Annotated in this window: 18 protein-coding genes; 12 read left to right on the top strand and 6 right to left on the bottom strand. The window is 61.7% G+C overall.

Annotated elements, in window-relative coordinates:
• Positions 1 to 11: 11 nt before the first annotated feature.
• On the top strand, positions 12 to 665 hold the full coding sequence (locus RAE21_RS09975) for a DNA-3-methyladenine glycosylase I (RefSeq protein WP_313881223.1): 654 nt from the start codon (positions 12 to 14) through the stop codon (positions 663 to 665).
• Here RAE21_RS09975 and RAE21_RS09970 read toward each other — a convergent pair.
• The 3 genes from RAE21_RS09970 to RAE21_RS09960 are packed head-to-tail and all read right to left on the bottom strand — an operon-like array spanning position 662 to position 2,505.
• Positions 662 to 1,303 (bottom strand): DsbA family protein, encoded by a 642-nt coding sequence (locus RAE21_RS09970; protein ID WP_313881222.1) that lies wholly within the window; start codon positions 1,301 to 1,303, stop codon positions 662 to 664. The genes RAE21_RS09975 and RAE21_RS09970 overlap by 4 nt on opposite strands.
• A gap of 14 nt (positions 1,304 to 1,317) precedes the next feature.
• Positions 1,318 to 1,572, bottom strand: coding sequence for a hypothetical protein (locus RAE21_RS09965; protein ID WP_313881221.1), 255 nt, complete (start codon positions 1,570 to 1,572; stop codon positions 1,318 to 1,320).
• A 54-nt stretch (positions 1,573 to 1,626) separates the two neighbouring features.
• The gene (locus RAE21_RS09960; RefSeq protein ID WP_313881219.1) at positions 1,627 to 2,505 is read right to left on the bottom strand and encodes an MBL fold metallo-hydrolase; all 879 of its coding nucleotides are present in this window, start codon (positions 2,503 to 2,505) and stop codon (positions 1,627 to 1,629) included.
• 128 nt (positions 2,506 to 2,633) lie between these two features.
• On the opposite strand from RAE21_RS09960, the gene RAE21_RS09955 reads away from it, so the two are divergent.
• Positions 2,634 to 3,536, top strand: a complete 903-nt coding sequence (locus RAE21_RS09955) for a LysR family transcriptional regulator (protein ID WP_313881218.1) — start codon at positions 2,634 to 2,636, stop codon at positions 3,534 to 3,536.
• A gap of 67 nt (positions 3,537 to 3,603) precedes the next feature.
• Here the strand turns inward: RAE21_RS09955 and RAE21_RS09950 are convergent, their stop codons facing one another.
• The gene (locus RAE21_RS09950; protein WP_313881217.1) at positions 3,604 to 4,200 is read right to left on the bottom strand and encodes a helix-turn-helix domain-containing protein; all 597 of its coding nucleotides are present in this window, start codon (positions 4,198 to 4,200) and stop codon (positions 3,604 to 3,606) included.
• 73 nt (positions 4,201 to 4,273) lie between these two features.
• Between RAE21_RS09950 and RAE21_RS09945 the strand changes: the two genes are divergently transcribed.
• Together RAE21_RS09945 and nudK are read left to right on the top strand one after the other, a co-directional pair.
• Complete coding sequence (locus RAE21_RS09945) at positions 4,274 to 5,344, top strand: threonine aldolase family protein (protein WP_313881216.1); 1,071 nt, start codon at positions 4,274 to 4,276, stop codon at positions 5,342 to 5,344.
• A gap of 43 nt (positions 5,345 to 5,387) precedes the next feature.
• Positions 5,388 to 5,972, top strand: a complete 585-nt coding sequence (nudK, locus tag RAE21_RS09940; protein ID WP_313881215.1) for a GDP-mannose pyrophosphatase NudK — start codon at positions 5,388 to 5,390, stop codon at positions 5,970 to 5,972.
• A 108-nt stretch (positions 5,973 to 6,080) separates the two neighbouring features.
• On the opposite strand, the gene argH is transcribed toward nudK, so the two are convergent.
• Positions 6,081 to 7,514: an argininosuccinate lyase gene (gene argH, locus RAE21_RS09935; RefSeq protein ID WP_313881214.1), complete on the bottom strand. Its 1,434-nt coding sequence runs from the start codon at positions 7,512 to 7,514 to the stop codon at positions 6,081 to 6,083.
• A gap of 40 nt (positions 7,515 to 7,554) precedes the next feature.
• Between argH and RAE21_RS09930 the strand changes: the two genes are divergently transcribed.
• The 3 genes from RAE21_RS09930 to RAE21_RS09920 are packed head-to-tail and all read left to right on the top strand — an operon-like array spanning position 7,555 to position 10,099.
• Positions 7,555 to 8,592 (top strand): sensor histidine kinase, encoded by a 1,038-nt coding sequence (locus RAE21_RS09930; RefSeq protein ID WP_428984060.1) that lies wholly within the window; start codon positions 7,555 to 7,557, stop codon positions 8,590 to 8,592.
• Positions 8,589 to 9,353 (top strand): LytR/AlgR family response regulator transcription factor, encoded by a 765-nt coding sequence (locus RAE21_RS09925; RefSeq protein ID WP_313881212.1) that lies wholly within the window; start codon positions 8,589 to 8,591, stop codon positions 9,351 to 9,353. The genes RAE21_RS09930 and RAE21_RS09925 overlap by 4 nt, the downstream gene beginning before the upstream one ends.
• Positions 9,350 to 10,099, top strand: coding sequence for a substrate-binding periplasmic protein (locus RAE21_RS09920; protein WP_313881211.1), 750 nt, complete (start codon positions 9,350 to 9,352; stop codon positions 10,097 to 10,099). Before RAE21_RS09925 ends, RAE21_RS09920 begins: the two co-directional genes overlap by 4 nt.
• A 61-nt stretch (positions 10,100 to 10,160) precedes the next feature.
• On the opposite strand, the gene ppc is transcribed toward RAE21_RS09920, so the two are convergent.
• Complete coding sequence (gene ppc / locus RAE21_RS09915) at positions 10,161 to 12,983, bottom strand: phosphoenolpyruvate carboxylase (protein WP_313881210.1); 2,823 nt, start codon at positions 12,981 to 12,983, stop codon at positions 10,161 to 10,163.
• Positions 12,984 to 13,080: 97 nt separating this feature from the next.
• On the opposite strand from ppc, the gene hemC reads away from it, so the two are divergent.
• Genes hemC through RAE21_RS09890 form a run of 5 tightly spaced genes read left to right on the top strand, consistent with a single transcriptional unit; the run spans position 13,081 to position 18,233 of the window.
• A complete protein-coding gene (gene hemC, locus RAE21_RS09910) occupies positions 13,081 to 13,992 on the top strand; it encodes a hydroxymethylbilane synthase (protein WP_313881209.1) in 912 nt (303 codons plus the stop codon).
• A gap of 7 nt (positions 13,993 to 13,999) precedes the next feature.
• Positions 14,000 to 14,794 carry a uroporphyrinogen-III synthase gene (locus RAE21_RS09905; RefSeq protein WP_313881208.1) on the top strand — a complete coding sequence of 265 codons (795 nt, stop codon included), beginning with the start codon at positions 14,000 to 14,002 and terminating at the stop codon, positions 14,792 to 14,794.
• A complete protein-coding gene (locus tag RAE21_RS09900; protein WP_313881207.1) occupies positions 14,791 to 15,843 on the top strand; it encodes a uroporphyrinogen-III C-methyltransferase in 1,053 nt (350 codons plus the stop codon). Before RAE21_RS09905 ends, RAE21_RS09900 begins: the two co-directional genes overlap by 4 nt.
• 2 nt (positions 15,844 to 15,845) lie before the next feature.
• Positions 15,846 to 17,114, top strand: coding sequence for a heme biosynthesis HemY N-terminal domain-containing protein (locus tag RAE21_RS09895; protein WP_313881206.1), 1,269 nt, complete (start codon positions 15,846 to 15,848; stop codon positions 17,112 to 17,114).
• A 42-nt stretch (positions 17,115 to 17,156) separates the two neighbouring features.
• On the top strand, positions 17,157 to 18,233 hold the full coding sequence (locus RAE21_RS09890) for a GGDEF domain-containing protein (protein WP_313881204.1): 1,077 nt from the start codon (positions 17,157 to 17,159) through the stop codon (positions 18,231 to 18,233).
• Positions 18,234 to 18,278: the final 45 nt, after the last annotated feature.

Here is an 18,278-nt window from a genome sequence, read left to right as displayed (position 1 = left end):
GCGGAGGCTCCATGCTCAACGACACTGCCGCGCCCAACGGGCTTTTTACCGACGATGGCCACACCGCACGTTGCGTCTGGTGCCGCAGCACGGCTGAATACCAGCGCTATCACGACCAGGAGTGGGGTTTTCCGGTGCACAGCGACACGCGCTTGTTCGAGAAGATTTGCCTCGAGGGCTTTCAGGCGGGCTTGAGCTGGCTCACCATACTGAACAAGCGCGAGTCCTTCCGCGCCGCCTTTGCAGGTTTTGACATGGACAAAGTCGCCCTGTTTGATGAAGCGGATGAGAAGCGCCTGCTGCTGGACGCCGGCATCGTGCGCCATCGCGGCAAGATTGCTTCCACCATCAACAACGCCAAAAAGGCTCAGGAGCTGCGAGCAGAGTTCGGCAGTCTGGCGGCCTACTTCTGGGGCTTTGAGCCTGTCAGCGGCAGCCGCCCGGCCACCATTACCCACCAAACGCTCAGCGGAGTGACCACCTCGCCGGAATCAATCGCACTGTCCAAAGACTTGCGCAAGCGCGGCTGGAGCTTTGTGGGCCCCACCACCATGTATGCCTTCATGCAGGCCATGGGGCTAGTGAACGACCACCTGGAAGGCTGCCACGCCCGCGAGCGAGCCCTGCAAGCCAGAGCGGCCTTTGTGCCGCCCCGCAAGGCTTAGGCCGCGGCTCCGGCAATCGCTGCCAACAGGGCGTCGTGGCCGTTGTAGAGCGCGTCGCCACGCACCAGGCGAGCGCCGCTCGCGCCGTGAACCACCATGGCCGGCACGCCTTGTGCGCCATGGGCCTGCATGAGGCGGCGGGCTTTTTGCACGCGGGCATCGTGCTGGAGTTGCAGGTCTGGGTCCTGGCGGGCCAGCAGGTCGGCCGCCGCCGTCAGGCCCTTGGCCCGCAAGATGGCCTCCACCCCTTGTGGCGTGCAGATATCCAGGCCATCCACGTAGCGAGCTTCTTGCAAGACCTTCAGGGTTTTCAGTTCCTCGGCCGGGGCCGTTTGTGCCACCGCAGTCAGGGCGGCAGAGGCAGCGGATGAGTCAAAGCGAGTGCCGTGCTGGCCCAGCACCTGGCTGCGGTAAGCGGCGCTGAAGGTCTGGCCGGTGAGCTTTCCGATGCGTATATCGTTCGACCACGCAAAGTTGGCGAAGTCTGCGCTCATCACGCGCCCGCCCCCACTGAACAAGCCGGTGGGCGCGAGCCCCAGGGTGATCGTCGCTTCCTGCCCCAGGCGCTGGATGGCAGGGGAGGCGCCGTAGCACCAGCCACACAAGGGGTCGAACAAATAGGTCACTGTGGTGGACATGGGGTGGAGTTCTTTCAATGGTTGTTAAGCGTGGCGGCTGCGAGCGCTTGCTCAAAAAGGACGATCTCTTCCTGCAGGCTACCGCGGCTGCGGAAGTGACGGGCGGCGCGGTTGTACCAGTTCTCGGCGTCTTCCAGATCGCCTTCCTGCAGGTGCAAGATGCCGTGCAACCAGGCGCCCAGCATGGAGTCGTCCTTCTGCACCCGGTCATGGGCGGCGTTCCAGCGACCCGCGTTCAGGTCTTGTAAAACTTGGTAAACAAGGGACATGTGGGCTCCTGGGTGCAGGGATGGATGCCATGCCTTACGGCATGGCGACGGGATTTACCACTTCATTTCGCCGGTGTTGACCTTGGCGCCGATGTCCAGCGACAGGCCACCGTCCGTCAGGGCAGGGTAGGCCTGCTTCATGGCGGGGATCAAGGTGGCGCTGGTCTTGTTGGCAGCGAGGTTTTTCTCGAAAGTCTGCAGATAGTCTTTGGTGAAGGCAATGGTGCTTGCGTCTACCTTGGTACCTGCCTTCATGTGGCCGGGAATCACCAGTTCAGGCTTCAAAGCGGCCATTTCGTCCAGCTGGGCTACCCATGCGGCGCGCTCTGCAGCGGTTTGTGTGTCAGCGGTCCAGACGTGCATGTTGCCGAACACGCCGATGTTGCCCACAACTGCCTTAATGGACGGAATCCAGGCATAGGGGCGGTGTGCCAGCAGTCCTTGGGTGCCGCGGATCTCGATGGTCTGGCCTTCCAGCGTCAGGGTGTTGCCTTCCAGCGCGCGGGGCACCATGGGCTTGCGGGGTGCATTGGCACCCATTTTGGGGCCCCAGAACGCGACCTTGCCAGCCAGCTTGGGAGCCAGTTTGCCCAGCACGGCGGGTGTGGTCACCACGTCGGCTTGGGGGAACACTTCTTTCAGGGCTTCCACGCCGAAGTAGTAGTCGGGGTCTGCTTGGCTCACGTAGATGGTGGTGAGTTGCTTGCCACTGTCGAGCACGTTGGCAGCGATGCGCAAGGCGTCGGCACGGGTGAAACCGGCGTCAATGACGATGGCGTCTTTCTGGCCATAAACCAGCGTGGAATTGACGTTGAAGCTGTTGCCGTCGGCGTTGTACACCTTGACGGTGAGTGGCTGCTGAGCATTTGCTGCCCCAGACAGTGAGGTAAACGCGATGGCCAGCGATGCGGCGATAACGGTAGTGCGGATCATGGTGAACTCCTGGTAGTGGTTAGACGCTTAGAGGTCCTCTCATCAGCGTTGGGTTGAACTTTAATTTCAATATCCGCGCAGATAAACCCGATAATTCGGCCATTACTGTTTCTTAAATTGAGCAAATCATGGACCGTTTAACTGCCATGCAAGTGTTTGTGGAGGTGGCGCAGAGTGGCAGCTTCAGCGCCACGGCCGACAAGATGGACATGTCCCGCGCCATGGTGACGCGCTATGTGGGCGAGCTGGAGCAGTGGCTGGGTGCACGCCTCTTGCAGCGCACTACCCGCAGCGTCACGCTCACCGACGCCGGCGAGAGTTGCCTGCGCCGCAGCCAGCAGATGCTGGCGCTCATGGAAAACGTGGAAGAAGAAACCAGCCGCCACGACGGCGCGCTGCGCGGGCAACTGCGGGTGACCTGCAGCATGTCGTTTGCCTATGCGGAAATGGCGGCGGCAATTGCCGATTTTCTGGCGCTCTACCCGCAGCTCAAGATCGATCTCAATGCCAGCGAAGGCGCACTCAATCTGGTGGAGGCGCGCATCGACTTGGCCATTCGCATCAGCGCCGAGCCGGACCCGGCGCTCATCGGCCGTGTGCTGGCGCCGTGTGCCTCGGTGCTGGTGGCTTCGCCCAGTTACTTGGCAAAACACGGCACGCCGCAGCTACCCTCAGACCTGCAGGCCCACCGCTGCCTGAGCTATGCCAATTTCGGCAAAAGTGTGTGGAAGCTGCAGCGCGGCGAGGAGCATGCTGAGGTGCATGTGGGCAGCCACTTCAGCGCCAATGAGGCCACCGCCTTGATGCGGGCTGCGCTCGCGGGTGGCGGTGTGGCCATGCAACCCACGTACCTGGCAAGCCCCCACCTGCATGATGGCAGCTTGCAACAGGTGCTGCCGCAGTGGCAGCTGCCCATGATGTCCATCTACGCGCTCTACCCCTCACGCAAGCACCTCTCGCCGGCAGTGCGGGCTTTGCTGGACTTTCTGGCGGAGCGTTTTGCGAGCGAGCCTTGGAAGCTGCAGCGCTGAGTTGCTATCAATTAAATAGCTACTCGCGCATATTTCACTTGCGCTAGAGGCCGTTTTTATTGAAAAGTCAGCCCAGGTGCTCCACCACCAGTACCGCCTTGGCCATGCCTTTGCCGGTGTTGCTGATGGCGTGCTGTACGTCCACCGCATAGCGCGCGCTGTCGCCTGCCTTGAGCACCTTGCTGCTGTCGGCCGCCTGTACCGTGAGGCTGCCGCTGAGCACCGAGAGGTGCTCTTTCGCGCCCACCTCGTGCGGCTCGGAGGCCAGCACGCCGCCGGGCTCCACGGCTAACTCGTACCACTCCACCCGGCCCGCCAAGGCGATGGGCCCCAGGATGCGCAGGGTGCACTTGCCGTCCGGGCTGGTAGTGACGGGAATGGTGTGGGCTGGCACCAGCTCCACCGTGGGCGTGGCCTTGTCTGCAGTGGTGTTGCCCAGCAGGTCAGTGAGGCTGATGCCCAGTGCCGTGGCCAGACGCCAGAGCACGCCGACTGTGGGGTTGGCCTGGTTGCGCTCCACCTCAGACAGCATGGACTTGGAGACCCCTGCACGTTTGGAGAGCTCGTCCAGCGAGAGCTGTTGCGCCTTGCGGGCGTCTTGCAGTTTGGAGCCTACGGCTGGGGGGCCGTCGACCAAGGGGGTAGGGTGGGGGACTTGCGCCATGGTGGTTTTGGTCGGTAAAATGGATTTTTGTTCGATATACCGGAAATATCCGCTAAAACGATATTACACCGCCATGACCACTTTGCCTACCTCCTTGTCCACCGTTGCACCCGGCCACTATTTGCAATTCGCCAGCGACAACACCTCCGGCATCTGCCCCGAGGCCATGGAGGCGTTCATGGCGGCCAACACCGGCTTTGCAGCGTCTTATGGCAATGACGACGCCACGCGCTTGGCCTGCGACCGCATCCGCGAGGTGTTTGAGGCGGACGCCGAGGTGTTCTTTGTGTTCAATGGCACAGCGGCCAATTCGATCGCGCTGGCCTCCTTGTGTCAGTCTTACCAGGCCGTCATTTGCAGCGATACCGCGCACGTGGAGACCGATGAGTGCGGTGCGCCCGAGTTTTTCTCCAATGGCTCCAAGCTGCTCTCCGCCCCGCACCGCCACGGCAAGCTCACCTCGGCCGGCGTGCTGGAAGTCATCACCCGCCGCACCGATGTGCATTACCCGCGGCCCAAGGTGGTCACGCTCACCCAGTCCACTGAGATGGGCTCGATTTACCAAAAGGGCGAGATCAGCGGCATCAGCCGCATCGCGCAGGAGCACGGCCTGAAGGTGCACATGGACGGTGCCCGCTTTGCCAACGCCGTGGCCGCCCTCAATGTGGCACCGGCCGACATCACCTGGCGCGCTGGGGTGGACGTGCTGTGTTTTGGCGGCACGAAAATGGGCCTGCCGATTGGCGAGGCGATTGTGTTTTTTGACCGCAAGCTGGGGGAAGAGTTTTCCTACCGCTGCAAGCAGGCCGGGCAGCTGGCCTCAAAAATGCGCTACCTCTCAGCCCCCTGGCTGGCCATGTTGACCGACGGCACTTGGCTGCGCCACGCCGCCCACGCCAACGCCATGGCGCACCGCCTCTCAGAGCGTATTGCCGGCATTGCCGGGGCCGAGTTGCTGCTGCCCACTGAAGTGAACGGCGTGTTCGTCAACTTGCCCGAGCCCGCCATTGCCCGTCTCAAGGCATCGGGCTGGACCTTCTACACCTTCATCGGCGGCGGTGCCCGCTTTATGTGTTCTTGGGCTACCACTGAAGAAGCTGTCGATCATCTGGCGGACGATTTGGAGCGGGTGTTGGCGGGCTGACACCGGTGCTATGGTGTTGCACTAACACTGTGGGAGCCTCGCTATGCAAAACAACGTGCGCGTGATTGAAGAAAAGGTGCTGTCCAACAACTGGTACCTGTTGAAGACCACGACTTTTGACCTCTTGCGCCGAGACGGCACTTGGCAGCGCCAGCAGCGCGAGACCTATGACCGGGGCAATGGCGCCACCATCCTGCTCTACAACCGCGCAAAGCAAACGATCATCCTGACCCGGCAGTTCCGGTTTCCCACCTTTGTGAACGGTTCGCCGGATGGCATGTTGGTGGAGGCATGTGCGGGCCTGCTGGACCAGGATGATCCTGTCACCTGCATCCGCCGCGAGGCCGAGGAAGAAACCGGCTACCAGATCAAGGATGTTCGCAAGGTGTTTGAGGCCTACATGAGCCCCGGCTCTGTGACTGAGCGCCTGTACTTCTTTGTGGGTGAATATGCCGACAGCGACAAGGTGTCCGAGGGCGGCGGGCACCACCACGAGGGTGAAGACATTGAGGTGCTGGAGCTCGGCCTGGACGAGGCCCTGGCACAGGTGGCCGCAGGCACCATCTGCGATGGCAAGACCATCATGCTCCTGCAATACGCCAAGCTGCATGGCTTGATGGCGTCCTGAGTATCAGACGCAGCTCTGATTACTAAATTCCCCCTGTGTGCCACAGCAGGGGGTTATTACCCACGACCAGCGCGAGTCGCTGGCAGCTTGCGCTATCCGGTGATGGACTCAGCCCAAGCGGCTGCGATGCCGCGCCACTTGCGCCCGTACCTGCGCCGGAGCTGTACCGCCCAAAATATTGCGGGCGTTGAGCGAGCCACGCAGGCTCAGGCACTCGTACACATCTTTCTCGATGCTGGCGTGGAAGCCTTGCAGCACTTCGAGTGGCAGCTCGGACAGATCGCATGCATGGGACTGAGCGGCCTTCACGGCGTGGGCCACAGTCTCGTGCGCATCGCGGAAGGGCAGGCCCTTTTTCACCAAGTAGTCCGCCAGGTCGGTGGCGGTGGCGTAGCCTTTGAGGGCAGCACGCTCCATGGCTTCGGTATTCACGCTGATGCCGCCGTCTTTTTTTCCGGTCGCTGCATTCACCTGGCCGCCAATCATCTCAGAGAAGATGCGCAGGGTGTCCTTCAGGGTGTCCACCGTGTCGAACAGCGGTTCCTTGTCTTCCTGGTTGTCTTTGTTGTAGGCCAATGGCTGGCCCTTCATCAGGGTGATCAGGCCCATCAGGTGGCCGACCACGCGGCCGGTTTTGCCGCGTGCCAGTTCGGGCACGTCGGGGTTTTTCTTCTGCGGCATGATCGACGAGCCGGTGGTGAAGCGGTCGGCAATTTTGATGAAGCCGAAGTTCTGGCTCATCCAGATGATCAGCTCCTCGCTCATGCGGCTGATGTGGATCATGGTCAGGCTGGCAGCGCTGGTGAACTCGATAGCAAAGTCGCGGTCGCTCACGGCGTCCAGGCTGTTCTGGCACACGCCGTCCATCGCCAGTGTCTTGGCCACGCGCTCGCGGTCCAGCGGGTAGCTGGTGCCGGCCAAAGCGGCGCTGCCCAGCGGCAGGCGGTTGGTGCGGCGGCGCACTTCGCTGAAGCGCTCAGCATCGCGGCTGAACATTTCCACATAGGCCAGCATGTGGTGGCCAAAGCTCACCGGCTGTGCCACTTGCAGGTGGGTGAAGCCGGGCAAGATGACTTCGGCATTGGCTTCGGCCACATCGACCAGCGACTTTTGCAGGTCTACCAGCAGCTCGCCGATCAAATCGATTTCGCCGCGCAGCCATAGGCGCACGTCGGTGGCGACCTGGTCGTTGCGGCTGCGGCCTGTGTGCAGGCGTTTGCCGGCGTCGCCCACCAGTTGGGTCAGGCGTGCCTCGATGTTGAGGTGCACGTCTTCCAGGTCCAGCTTCCATTCAAAGGCGCCGGATTCGATCTCGCCCCAGATTTGCGCCATGCCCTTTTGGATGGAGGCATGGTCATCAGCGCTGATGATGCCTTGGGCGGCCAGCATTTCGGCGTGCGCCAAGCTGCCGGTGATGTCGGCTTGCCAGAGGCGCTTGTCGAAAAACACGCTGGAGGTGTAGCGCTTGACCAAGTCGCTCATGGGCTCGGAAAACAGCGCGGACCACGCTTGGGACTTTTTATCGAATTGGTTTTGTGACATGGAAAGCGCTTTTCAGGAATGGAGTCAAAATCCGGTGGACATGAACGACAACCAAATATTATCGACGTTCCACGAACTCACCCCAACGGTGCCGGCTGCGCAACCTGCGCCGGTGCTGGTGTTTGATGCCTGCCACATCGGTGTGGTGCTGCGCGCGGTGTTGTTTGTGGAAGTGTCGCTTGCGGTGGTCTGTATGTATGGCGCGACCAGCCTGTGGGATTGGGTGGCTCGCGTAGCGCTGGTTACCGGCGCCGCACTGCCGGGCACCTTGGCATGGTTGCTATCGGCCTGTATTGCCAAGCGCTGGTTGGGCGCCATGCCCCGGGCAGCGCAGTACGCGTTGGCAATTACGCTAGGTGGTGTAGCCGGTTTGTATGGCTGCGGGCTACTCGCTTTGACGGGCCTGCTGGAGAGTCCGCCCTGGGTGTCCAGTCTGTTCTCCGGGGCCGTGTTGTCCAGCTTGCTGGTGGCGGCACTGGTGATGCGCGCCAAAGGCCGCACCCCGGCCGATACCGCGGCCCGCCTGGCGGAGCTGCAGTCGCGCATCCGGCCGCATTTTTTGTTTAACACCCTCAATAGCGCGATTGCGCTGGTACGCGCCGAGCCTGCCAAGGCCGAAGCCTTGTTGGAAGACTTGAGTGACCTGTTCCGCCATGCACTCAAAGACCCGAGCAGCTCGGTCACTTTGGGCGAAGAGTTGACGCTGGCACAGCGCTACCTTGCGATTGAGCAAGTCCGGTTTGGCGAGCGCCTGCGGGTGCAATGGGATTTGGACCCGCGGGCAGATCGCGCCCAATTGCCGCCGCTGATTTTGCAACCGCTGGTGGAAAATGCGGTTTGCCACGGCGTGGAGCCGAGCCCTGTGGGCGCTGATATCAAGATATCGACCCGTTGCAAGGGGACGGTGGTGGTGATCAAGGTCACCAATTCGGTACCCGCCGGGCAGGGCGCGCGCGGCCACGGCCTGGCACTGAACAATGTGCAGGAGCGCCTGGCTTTGTTGCATGATGTGCAGGGCCAGTTTAAAAGCGGCCTGATAGACGGGGTGTACCAAGTGCGTATGGAGGTGCCTTTATGACTGCAATGCAGCCTGACAACCCTCTGAGGATCATGCTGGTGGATGACGAGCCTTTGGCGCGGGCGCGCTTGCGCACGCTGCTGGGCGACTGCAACGACCCGGCGGTTCACGTGGCAGCAGAGGCACCCAATGCAGAAGTTGCAGCGCCCTTGCTGCGCGAACACCCGGTAGATGTGGTGCTGCTGGACATCCGCATGCCGGGTGACAGTGGCTTGAAACTGGCCAGCACCTTGCGCAGTTTGCAAAGCCCCCCGGCGATCGTGTTTGTGACTGCCCATGCCGAACACGCGGTAGCCGCGTTTGACCTCGAAGCGGTGGATTACCTGACCAAGCCGGTCCGCCTGGAGCGCCTGCAGCTTGCGCTACAAAAAGCAGAGCGATACGTGCAGGCCAATAGAGGGCTGCAAGCCAATTTGGCCACTGAAGAAGTGCTGGTGATTCAGGAGCGCAACCGCACCGAGCGGGTGCCTCTGTCGCGGGTGCTGTATTTCAAGGCTGAGCTCAAGTACATCACGGTGCGTACCGCTAACCGAAGCTACATCCTGGACGGGGCGCTCAGCGACCTTGAAGAGAAGTTTGGTCAACAATTCATCCGCATCCACCGCAATGCCTTGGTCGCCCGCAAAATGGTGCGGTCCTTGGAGAAGCACTTTGATGCCGAAGAGGGCGAAGGTTGGGCGGTGCGGTTGCAGGGGCTAGATGAGCTGCTGTCCGTATCGCGCAGGCAATTGTCGACCGTCAGAGGGGTGCTTTCTCAATGAGTCTTCGTCGTGCTTTGGTCTTGGGATCGTTAGCCAGTGTTTTGCTGCCAACGGTCCATGCGAAACCAGGCACGATCAAGGTGCAGATTGGCGCCGAAGACGATTGGCGCCCCTACGCCTACACCCTGTCGGGCAAGCCGATGGGCTTTTCGGTAGAGCTGGTGCAGGCCGCTTGGGCGGCTGCCGGCGTCGAGGTGGAGTTGGTGGCCCTGCCGTATGCCCGCTGTATGCGCGAGGTCGAGGCGGGCAAACTCCCGGCGTGTTTCAACACCCTGCGTGATTCGCGCACCGAAGACAAATACCTCTGGCACCGCCATCCCTTGTTTCGCGCCCGGATCGGGATTTACGGTCGCGCAGACGGCCCATCGGAGCCGGTGAATCTGCAAAGCCTCAAGGGAAAGCGCATCGGTGTCACCAACGGCTATGACTACGGTAGCGCCTTTGATGATGACCCTGCCATGGTGCGCGATGTGGCCAACTCGGATCTCACCTCGCTGCGCAAGCTGGTGGCAGGGCGGGTGGACTATGCCTTGGTATACGACCGGGTTGCCAACGAAATCGCGGTGAACAACCAGGCGCTGGGCCAGCAGTTCCGGTTGCGCGGAACGCTGCTGGAAACGGGGCTGTACCTGTCCTTCTCCAAGCGTTTCGAGGGCGCTGCGGCGCTGGTGCAAAGGTTCGATGCCGGTCTGGAGACGATTCGCAAAAACGGGGAATACGCGCGCATCGAAGCCCGCTGGCGTTAGTCGATGCGCCACCCCATAAAAAAAGGGCCCGAGGGCCCTTTTGCTTTTTGTCAAACACCGGTCAGCCGGTGTTGCGCAGTCCGGCGGCGATGCCGTTGATCGAGATGTGGATCCCGCGCTGCACCCGTTCGTCGGCTTTGCCCTCGCGGTAGCGGCGCACCAGTTCGACTTGCAGGTGGTGCAAGGGGTCGATGTACGGGAAGCGGTGACGGATCGAACGCTGCAACGCCGCGTTGTTGGCCAAGCGGTTTTTCTCGCCGGTGATGGTGGCGAGCGCCTGCGCGGTGCTGTGCCATTCGGCTTCGATGGCGCTGAAGATTTTCTTGCGCAGTCGGGCATCGCTGACCAACTCGGAGTAGCGCGAGGCCAGGGCCAAATCGCTCTTGGCCATGACCATGTCCATGTTGGAGAGCAGGGTGCCGAAAAACGGCCACTGCTTGTACATTTTTTGCAGGAGCGCGACGCGTTCTTTTTGCTCTGCGGCCGTGCCGGAGCCCACGAACTTTTGCACCGCCGAGCCAAACCCGAACCAACCGGGCAGCGTCAAGCGGCATTGGCCCCAGCTGAAGCCCCAAGGAATCGCGCGCAGGTCTTCAATCCGCTGTGAGGCCTTGCGCGAGGCCGGGCGCGAGCCGATGTTGAGTTCGGCAATTTCGCGCAAAGGCGTGGAGCTGAAGAAGTATTCGGTGAAACCGGGGGTTTCGTACACCAGGGCGCGGTAAGCCGCCATGCTGTTGCTGGAGAGCTCTGCCGCCGCTTCCAGGAAGGCCTTGGTGGCCGACTTGGTGGGTTGCAGCAAAGTCGCTTCCAGCGTCGCTGCGACCAAGGTTTCGAGGTTGCGCCGGCCGATTTCAGGGTTGGCGTATTTGGAGCCGATCACTTCGCCTTGCTCGGTCAAGCGGATCTGGCCACGCACGGTGCCCGGGGGCTGGGCCAAGATGGCCTGGTAGCTCGGGCCGCCGCCGCGACCCACGGTGCCACCGCGGCCGTGGAACATGCGCAACTGGATTTTGTGCTGGGCCGCCAGCACATCGAACAATTCGACCAAGGCGATCTCGGCGCGGTACAGCTCCCAGTTGCTGGTGAAAATGCCTCCGTCTTTGTTGGAGTCGGAGTAGCCCAGCATGATGTCTTGCTCGCCACCGCTGCGCTTGACCAAATCGGCCACACCCGTCAGCGCATAGAACTCACGCATGATGGGCGCGGCATTGCGCAGGTCTTCAATGGTTTCGAACAGGGGCACCACGATCAGGTCGGAAATACCCGCCGCATCCAGGGTGCCGCGCATCAGGCCGACTTCTTTCTGCAGCAGCAGCACCTCGAGCAAGTCGCTCACTGTTTCGGTGTGGCTGATGATGTAGTGCCGGATCGCCTCGACGCCAAAGCGCTCGCGCATGACCTTCGCCATGGCAAAAATGGCGAGCTCGCCTTGGGCGTGTGCCGAGTATTCCGCGCCGTGGACCCGCAGCGGACGCGCGTCGTTGAGCAGGCCCATTAGCAGGGCACGCTTGGCGTCTTCTGACAGGCTGCTGTAGTTGGCGTGCACACGGGCAGTGGCCAGCAGTTCCGCCACCACTTCTTCGTGTTTGTCAGAGCTTTGGCGCAAATCAACCGTGGCCAGATGGAAGCCAAACACTTCCACTGCGCGGATCAGGGGGTGCAGCCGCTGTGCCGTCAATGCACCACCATGGTTTGCCTTCAGGGAGGTTTCAATCACCCGCAAGTCGGCCACAAAGTCTTCGGCCAACAGGTAGGGGTTTTGCGGTGCCACCGCGTGGCGGGCTGCTTCTGTGCCGGTCAGGTCGGACAAGGTGGCGGCCAGGCGCGCATACATGCCGGTGAGTGCACGGCGGTAGGGCTCGTCTTTGCGGTGGGCGTTCTGGTCCGGGGAGCGCTCAGCCAGCGCTTGCATTTCGGGGGTGCAGTCGGCCAGCATCGCGGAAATGGAGAGCTCACCGCCTAGGTAGTGCACCTCGGTCAGGTAGTGGCGCAGTGCCACTTCGGCTTGGCGGCGCAAGGCGTATTCCAGGGTCTGGGCGCTGACGTTGGGGTTGCCGTCGCGGTCACCACCAATCCACTGGCCCATGCGCAAAAAGCTGTGCACCGGCTGGTTACCCAGCATGCTTTCGAGCTCGGCATACAACTTGGGAATCTCGCGCAAAAACGTGGATTCGTAATAGCTCAGGGCGTTCTCGATCTCGTCGGCCACGGTGAGCTTGGAAAAGCGTAGCAAGCGGGTTTGCCAGAGCTGCATCACGCGGGCGCGCATCTGGGCTTCGTTGGCGGCCAGCTCTTTGGGGGTGAGTGCGTCTTTCTTGCTGTCGACGGTACCGGCGCGCTGTTTGATCTCGTCGCGCTGGGTCAGCAGCTGGGCGATGTCGCGCTCTGCATCCAGAATGCTTTTACGTTGCACTTCGGTGGGGTGGGCGGTGAGCACCGGAGACACAAAGCTTTGGGCCAAGGTGTTCGAAATCGCTTTGGGTGCAATGCCGGCCCAGCGCAGGCGGGACATGGCGACTTCGATGCTGCCCTCTTGGGTATCACCCGCACGCTCGTGCACCGCACGGCGACGGATGTGGTGGCGGTCTTCGGCCAGGTTGGCCAGGTGCGAGAAATACGTAAAAGCGCGAATCACGCTCACAGTCTGGTCGCCAGAGAGGCTCTTGAGCAATTTTTTGAGGGCCTTGTCGGCTTCCTGGTCGGCATCGCGACGGAAGGCGACGGACAGCGTGCGGATTTTCTCAATCAGCTCGTAGGCATCCACACCTTCTTGCTCTCTAATTACATCCCCCAAAATGCGCCCGAGGAGGCGGATGTCTTCTACCAAGGGACGCTCGTTGTCTTTTGTGCGCTTGGCCGTTTCTGCGGCAGGTGCTTTATTCATAGGTCTGGGAGTGGGGTGGGGGAGGCTTCAGGTGAAGCAAGGAACGCGCCCATGCTAGCATCGAAGCCATATTTTGGATTACAGCCGAGTTACGATTTTGCCCACATTTACGATCGCCACCCGAGAGAGCCGATTGGCACTTTGGCAGGCTGAACATGTTCAGTCTTTATTAGAAAAAAACGGGTCAACGGTGGCCCTCTTGGGAATGACCACCAAAGGCGATCAGATCCTCGATCGCTCGCTCAGCAAAGTCGGTGGCAAAGGCCTGTTCGTCAAAGAGCTGGAGGTCGCCCTCGAAGAAGGCCGTGCCGACCTTGCGGTCCATTCCCTCAAAGATGTTCCGATGGAGCTGCCCGAAGGCTTTGTGCTGGCCTGCGTGATGGAGCGGGAAGACCCCCGCGATGCCTGGGTGTCCAGCACCTACGCCAGTGTGTTGGATCTGCCAACCGGCGCCGTCGTCGGGACCTCGAGTTTGCGACGTGTGGCCTTGTTGCGCGCCATGCGCCCCGATCTGAAGATTGAGCCTTTGCGTGGCAACCTCGACACCCGATTGCGCAAGCTCGACGATGGCCTGTACGACGGCATCGTTCTGGCGGCAGCTGGCTTGAAGCGTTTGGGTTTGGAGGCGCGTATTCGCGCGGTCTTTGAGCCTGAGCAGATGCTGCCCGCGGCCGGGCAAGGCGCCTTGGGCATCGAAATCCGGAGCGACCGTGCAGACGTGGCAGGCGCCTTGCAGCACCTGGTGCACATACCCACTTGGCTGGCGGTGTCCGCCGAGCGGGCGGTGAGCCGCATGATGGGCGGGAGTTGCTCGATGCCGTTGGCGGCGTATGCCCAGTTTGATGGTGAGCAATTGCGTATTCGGGCGGCTTGGGGCGATGCCGATGGCGTCCAGCCTGTGGTGTACGCCCACGCCAGTGGCCGTGTGGCCGACACCGCGTCGGCCATCGCGTTGGGTGAACAGGTCGCGCTTGCATTGCAAGAAGGCGTGCGGGCGCAAACCGCCTAAGGCCGCGATGCGCGTCGTCATCACCCGGCCTCAATCGGAAGCTGCGCCGTGGCTCAAGGCACTTGCGGACGCCGGCTTTCACGCCGAATCCTTGCCCTTGATTGATATCCAAGCTGCGGCAGCAGTTGCGCCGCTCAGCGCGGCCTGGGAGCGCTTGGGCAGCTTTGATGCCGCCATGTTTGTCAGCCGAAATGCAGTGCACTATTTTTTCGAACAAAAAACAATGGTGGCGCCCGTATTTACTGCGGATGCAGCTATCAAAACAAGAGCATTTGTGACGGGGCCCGGCAGCTACTCTGCGCTGCTGAAAGTCGGCGCCCATGCAGCATGCATTGATGCGCCGGACCATGACGGCGGCCAGTTCGACTCCGAGGCCTTGTGGGACGTGGTGTCCACTCAAGTGGTGCCCGGTTACCGCGTGCTGGTGGTTCGCGGCACCACGGTGGATGCAGGCGCCAGCGATGAAGGGTTTGGCCGGGATTGGTTTGCCCGCCAAGTGAAAAGCGCCGGAGGCGAGGTCGAGTTCGTCGTTGCCTACCAGCGACAACGCCCGGTGTGGGATGCTGATGCATTGGCCTTTGCGAAGCGCGCCGCCGCAGACGGCACAGTGTGGGTGTTTAGCAGCTCGGAAGCAGTGCGCAATTTGCAGGCCTGCTGCCCGCACGGGGATTGGAGCCAAGCCAAAGCCGTAGTAACCCATGCTCGGATTGAAGCTGCAGCCTTGGAGGCTGGTTTTGGTCAGGTTTTGCAGGCGAAACCTGTGCTGGGCGCACTGTTGGCCTCGATAGAATCCCTGCAATGAACTCTGAAGCCCCCGAGCCTTTTGCCAAGGATGCCGCACCTGCGGTTGGAGTGACTCCGATTGCGAAGCTGGCGGAGCCCCACCGTTGGTTGGGGGTTGTCGCCTTGGTGGCAGCCGCCGGCGCCATCGGCAGCGGGATGTTGTGGCAGAAGCTCGGCCATGTCCAAGAGCAGTTGGCCCGCCAGACGGCGGACTCCGGCGCGCAAGCCGGCGAAGCGCGGAGCACCGCCAAGCAGGCGCAAGAGCTGGCGATTGAAACCGCTGCCAAGATTGCCGTGCTGGATGCGCGCTTGAGCGAGGTGACACTGCAGCGCACGCAACTCGAAGAGCTGATCCAAAGTCTCTCGCGCTCACGCGACGAAAACCTGGTGGTCGACATGGAGTCGGGCTTGCGCCTTGCCCAACAACAGGCCCAGCTCACCGGGAGCGTCGAGCCTTTGTTGACGGCGCTGAAGTCCGCGGAACAGCGGGTCAACCGCGCCGCGCAGCCGCGCCTGGCACCGATCCAACGCGCTATTGCCAAAGACATCGCACGTATCAAAAACACTGCGCTCTCAGACACCCCGGCCATGCTGCTCAAGCTGGACGAGTTGGTGTCTTTGGCGGACGAGATTCCGGTCAGCAATGCGCTGCCCTCAACCAAAACCCCGCCGGTTTTAGAACGGCAAGCCCAAGAGTCTCTGCCAGGTTGGTGGGGGCGTGTCGGTGTCGTCATCCGTGACGAGGTACGGGGCCTGGTGCGGGTGAGCAAGATCGATAGCCCGGATGCCGCCTTGTTGTCCCCGGAGCAAGCGTTCTTCGTGCGCGAAAACTTCAAGCTGAAGGTGCTGAACGCGCGCTTGGGTTTACTGGCCCGCCAAACCGAAGCTGCCCGTGCCGATTTGTCCGCAGCGTCTGGTTCGCTGACCCGGTTTTTTGATGGCTCGTCCCGCAAAACACAGGCGGCCCAGGCAGCCTTGCAGGTGCTGCAGTCTCAAATGCGCACCCTTGAGGTGCCGCGGGTGGACGACACCTTGGCCGCCTTGGCTACGGCAGCGGCGGGGCGCTGATCATGCGGTTTGCGCTTTGGTTGATCGCCCTCTTTTGCGTGGCTGTGGTGTCTGCACTTTTCGCAGGAAATAACCATGGCACGGTCACCTTGTTCTGGCCGCCCCACCGTATCGATGTGTCGTTGAACCTCGTGTTGCTCGGCCTGGCGCTGCTTTTTGTGACCTTGCATCTGGCCTTGCGTGCCTTGTCGGGTTTGTTCAGCATTCCGCAGCAGGCCCGTCGCTGGCGGCTCTCGTACAAAGAGCGGAGCATTTACTCCGGCCTGCTCGACACCATTTCCCATTTGGTGGCGGGCCGGTTTGTGCGGGCCCGCAAAGCCGCGGAAGTGGTGGTGGCGATTGAAGACGCCATGCTGGCCAGTGGTGATGCCTTGCCGGATGCCGCGCGCTTGCGCACATTGGCGCACCTTCTGGCTGCCGAGAGTGCCCATGCCCTGCAAGACCGAAGCCTCCGTGAGGCGCACTTTGAAAACGCACTGGCAGAGGCCAGCAGCAAAGAGGCCGGTGACTTGCGGGATGGGGTTCAGTTGCGTGCAGCGCGTTGGGCTCTGGAAGATCGCGATTCAGCCGGTGCCGTGCGCTGGCTGGAGCAATTGCCCGTCGGCACGGCTCGGCGCACCATTGCGCTGCGGTTGCGCTTTAAAGCAGCGCGCCAGGCCCGAAATACCCGCGTGGCACTGGATGCAGCCAGAGTGCTGACCAAACACCGGGCATTCTCGGAAGTGGCGGGAGCAGGCATCGTGCGTGGGCTGGCCCTTGAGATGCTGCGCAACGCGCACGATGCTGCGCAACTGTCGCAGGCGTGGGCGTCTTTGGAATTGTCCGAGCGACAGCAGCCGGACGTGGCGCTGGAGGCTGCGCAACGCTTGCTTAGCGTTCAAGGTGATCCTGCGGTGGCGCGTCTCTGGGTGTTGCCACTGTGGGAGTCGCAAGGCCATAGCCTGACCACCGATCAACGGGTGCGGCTGACCGGTATTTTGGAAACCAGTTTCGGTGCCAGCGAGGCCGTGCCGGACGCGGCTTGGCTTGCCCGCATCGAGCAGGCGCAAATGGCGCTGCCTGGTGACCCCTTGCTGCAGTATCTGGCCGGCGTGATGTGTGTTCGCTTGTCGCTGTGGGGCAAAGCGCAGGCTTTGTTGAAACAGTCCATCCCGCTGCTCAAGGATGCCAGTTTGAAGCGTCGGGCCTTGTTGGCCTTGGCCGATCTGGCCGAACACCGCATGGATACCAAAGCGGCGGCAGAGGCTTACAAAGCGGCTGCAAGGGCGTAAACCCATGGTGACGCCGCAAGGCGTTGGGGCTATTATGGTTTCATGGCCTCACTTATTGAACACCTCATCAAGCTCACGGACCACCGCGACCGCGATCTGCTGGAGCTCACCCTCTCCAAAGCCCTGATTGACCTGGTGCCTATCCAGCGGGTGCTGGTATCCAAGGTCGTCAGCGAGGAGGGCGTCAAACGCTGGATGGATGTCACCGTGCTCGATGCGCGCGGTGGTGGTAAGGTGGTAGATCCCTTGCGCGTGGACTTTCAAACCCTGCCTTTGCTGGAGGACAACCGGGACCGTTTGCATTGCATCCAACGCCGCGAACGGGTCGAAATTGCCTGGGCGGGCGAGGACGGGCCGCGAATTACCTATTTGCCGCTATTTGCTGACCCGGTGGCCGACGTGGAGGGTGTACTGGAGATCCATTCGGCCAGTGCGCTGCTCGACGACCAACTCATGGTGATTGCGGATGTGTCGCGTGTTTTTCGCAATATGTACCGGTTGCTGGCCTACAGCGATCGGGATGCCTTGACGGGTCTGCTCAACCGCAAGTCTCTGGATGACACGTTTTACAGCGCCGTCCTCGAAGAGTTGGGCGAGATGCAGGACGCGGCAGCCGAGGCCCGCCAGATCGTGTTAGCGGCGGGGCAGGAGCGCCGGCATCGGGTGCCTCCCAACTATTGGCTGGGCACCATCTGTGTAGATAACTTCGGCACGATCAACGACCATCATGGGCACCTGATTGCGGAGGAGGTGCTGCTGCTGGTCGCGCGCATCATGAACAACACCTTCCGCACCTACGATCGTTTGTACCGTTTCGGGGGGGAGCAGTTCGCGGTGTTGATGCATTGCCCCGATGAGGCCTTGGTGCTGGCCGCATTTGAGCGGTTCCGGGCCAATATCGAGAAATTCAATTTCCCGCAGGTGGGGCATTTGACGATTTGCGGCGGCCTCACCCGGGTGACGCCTGATGACTCACCCAATACCGCCTTGGAGCGGGCAGAGCGCGCGGTTGACTATGGGCAGCACCACGGCCGGAACAAGGTGTTCAGCCATGCGGAACTCGTGCGCAAAGGCTTTTTTGCTGAGGCCCTGAAAATCGGCGCGGTGGATATTTTTTAGTGAGATCTTGCCGGTAATCCGGCATAAAAAAAGGGCACCTCGGTG

It is taken from the genome of Rhodoferax potami (assembly GCF_032193765.1).
Taxonomy (GTDB): domain Bacteria; phylum Pseudomonadota; class Gammaproteobacteria; order Burkholderiales; family Burkholderiaceae_C; genus Allorhodoferax; species Allorhodoferax potami.
The sequence above is the reverse complement of the archived record's forward strand: the minus strand, read 5'-3'. Positions and strand labels throughout refer to the sequence as shown.

What these genes read in the sequence shown, in the direction of transcription:
- RAE21_RS09905 (WP_313881208.1), top strand. Translation starts at nt 14,000, where the DNA reads ATGCGCGTCGTCATCACCCGGCCTCAATCGGAAGCTGCGCCGTGGCTC.
- RAE21_RS09895 (WP_313881206.1), top strand. Translation starts at nt 15,846, where the DNA reads ATGCGGTTTGCGCTTTGGTTGATCGCCCTCTTTTGCGTGGCTGTGGTG.
- RAE21_RS09970 (WP_313881222.1), bottom strand. Translation starts at nt 1,303, where the DNA reads ATGTCCACCACAGTGACCTATTTGTTCGACCCCTTGTGTGGCTGGTGC.
- RAE21_RS09955 (WP_313881218.1), top strand. Translation starts at nt 2,634, where the DNA reads ATGGACCGTTTAACTGCCATGCAAGTGTTTGTGGAGGTGGCGCAGAGT.
- nudK (WP_313881215.1), top strand. Translation starts at nt 5,388, where the DNA reads ATGCAAAACAACGTGCGCGTGATTGAAGAAAAGGTGCTGTCCAACAAC.
- RAE21_RS09960 (WP_313881219.1), bottom strand. Translation starts at nt 2,505, where the DNA reads ATGATCCGCACTACCGTTATCGCCGCATCGCTGGCCATCGCGTTTACC.
- argH (WP_313881214.1), bottom strand. Translation starts at nt 7,514, where the DNA reads ATGTCACAAAACCAATTCGATAAAAAGTCCCAAGCGTGGTCCGCGCTG.
- RAE21_RS09920 (WP_313881211.1), top strand. Translation starts at nt 9,350, where the DNA reads ATGAGTCTTCGTCGTGCTTTGGTCTTGGGATCGTTAGCCAGTGTTTTG.
- RAE21_RS09890 (WP_313881204.1), top strand. Translation starts at nt 17,157, where the DNA reads ATGGCCTCACTTATTGAACACCTCATCAAGCTCACGGACCACCGCGAC.
- RAE21_RS09930 (WP_428984060.1), top strand. Translation starts at nt 7,555, where the DNA reads ATGAACGACAACCAAATATTATCGACGTTCCACGAACTCACCCCAACG.
- RAE21_RS09950 (WP_313881217.1), bottom strand. Translation starts at nt 4,200, where the DNA reads ATGGCGCAAGTCCCCCACCCTACCCCCTTGGTCGACGGCCCCCCAGCC.
- RAE21_RS09975 (WP_313881223.1), top strand. Translation starts at nt 12, where the DNA reads ATGCTCAACGACACTGCCGCGCCCAACGGGCTTTTTACCGACGATGGC.
- RAE21_RS09945 (WP_313881216.1), top strand. Translation starts at nt 4,274, where the DNA reads ATGACCACTTTGCCTACCTCCTTGTCCACCGTTGCACCCGGCCACTAT.
- ppc (WP_313881210.1), bottom strand. Translation starts at nt 12,983, where the DNA reads ATGAATAAAGCACCTGCCGCAGAAACGGCCAAGCGCACAAAAGACAAC.
- RAE21_RS09900 (WP_313881207.1), top strand. Translation starts at nt 14,791, where the DNA reads ATGAACTCTGAAGCCCCCGAGCCTTTTGCCAAGGATGCCGCACCTGCG.
- RAE21_RS09965 (WP_313881221.1), bottom strand. Translation starts at nt 1,572, where the DNA reads ATGTCCCTTGTTTACCAAGTTTTACAAGACCTGAACGCGGGTCGCTGG.
- RAE21_RS09925 (WP_313881212.1), top strand. Translation starts at nt 8,589, where the DNA reads ATGACTGCAATGCAGCCTGACAACCCTCTGAGGATCATGCTGGTGGAT.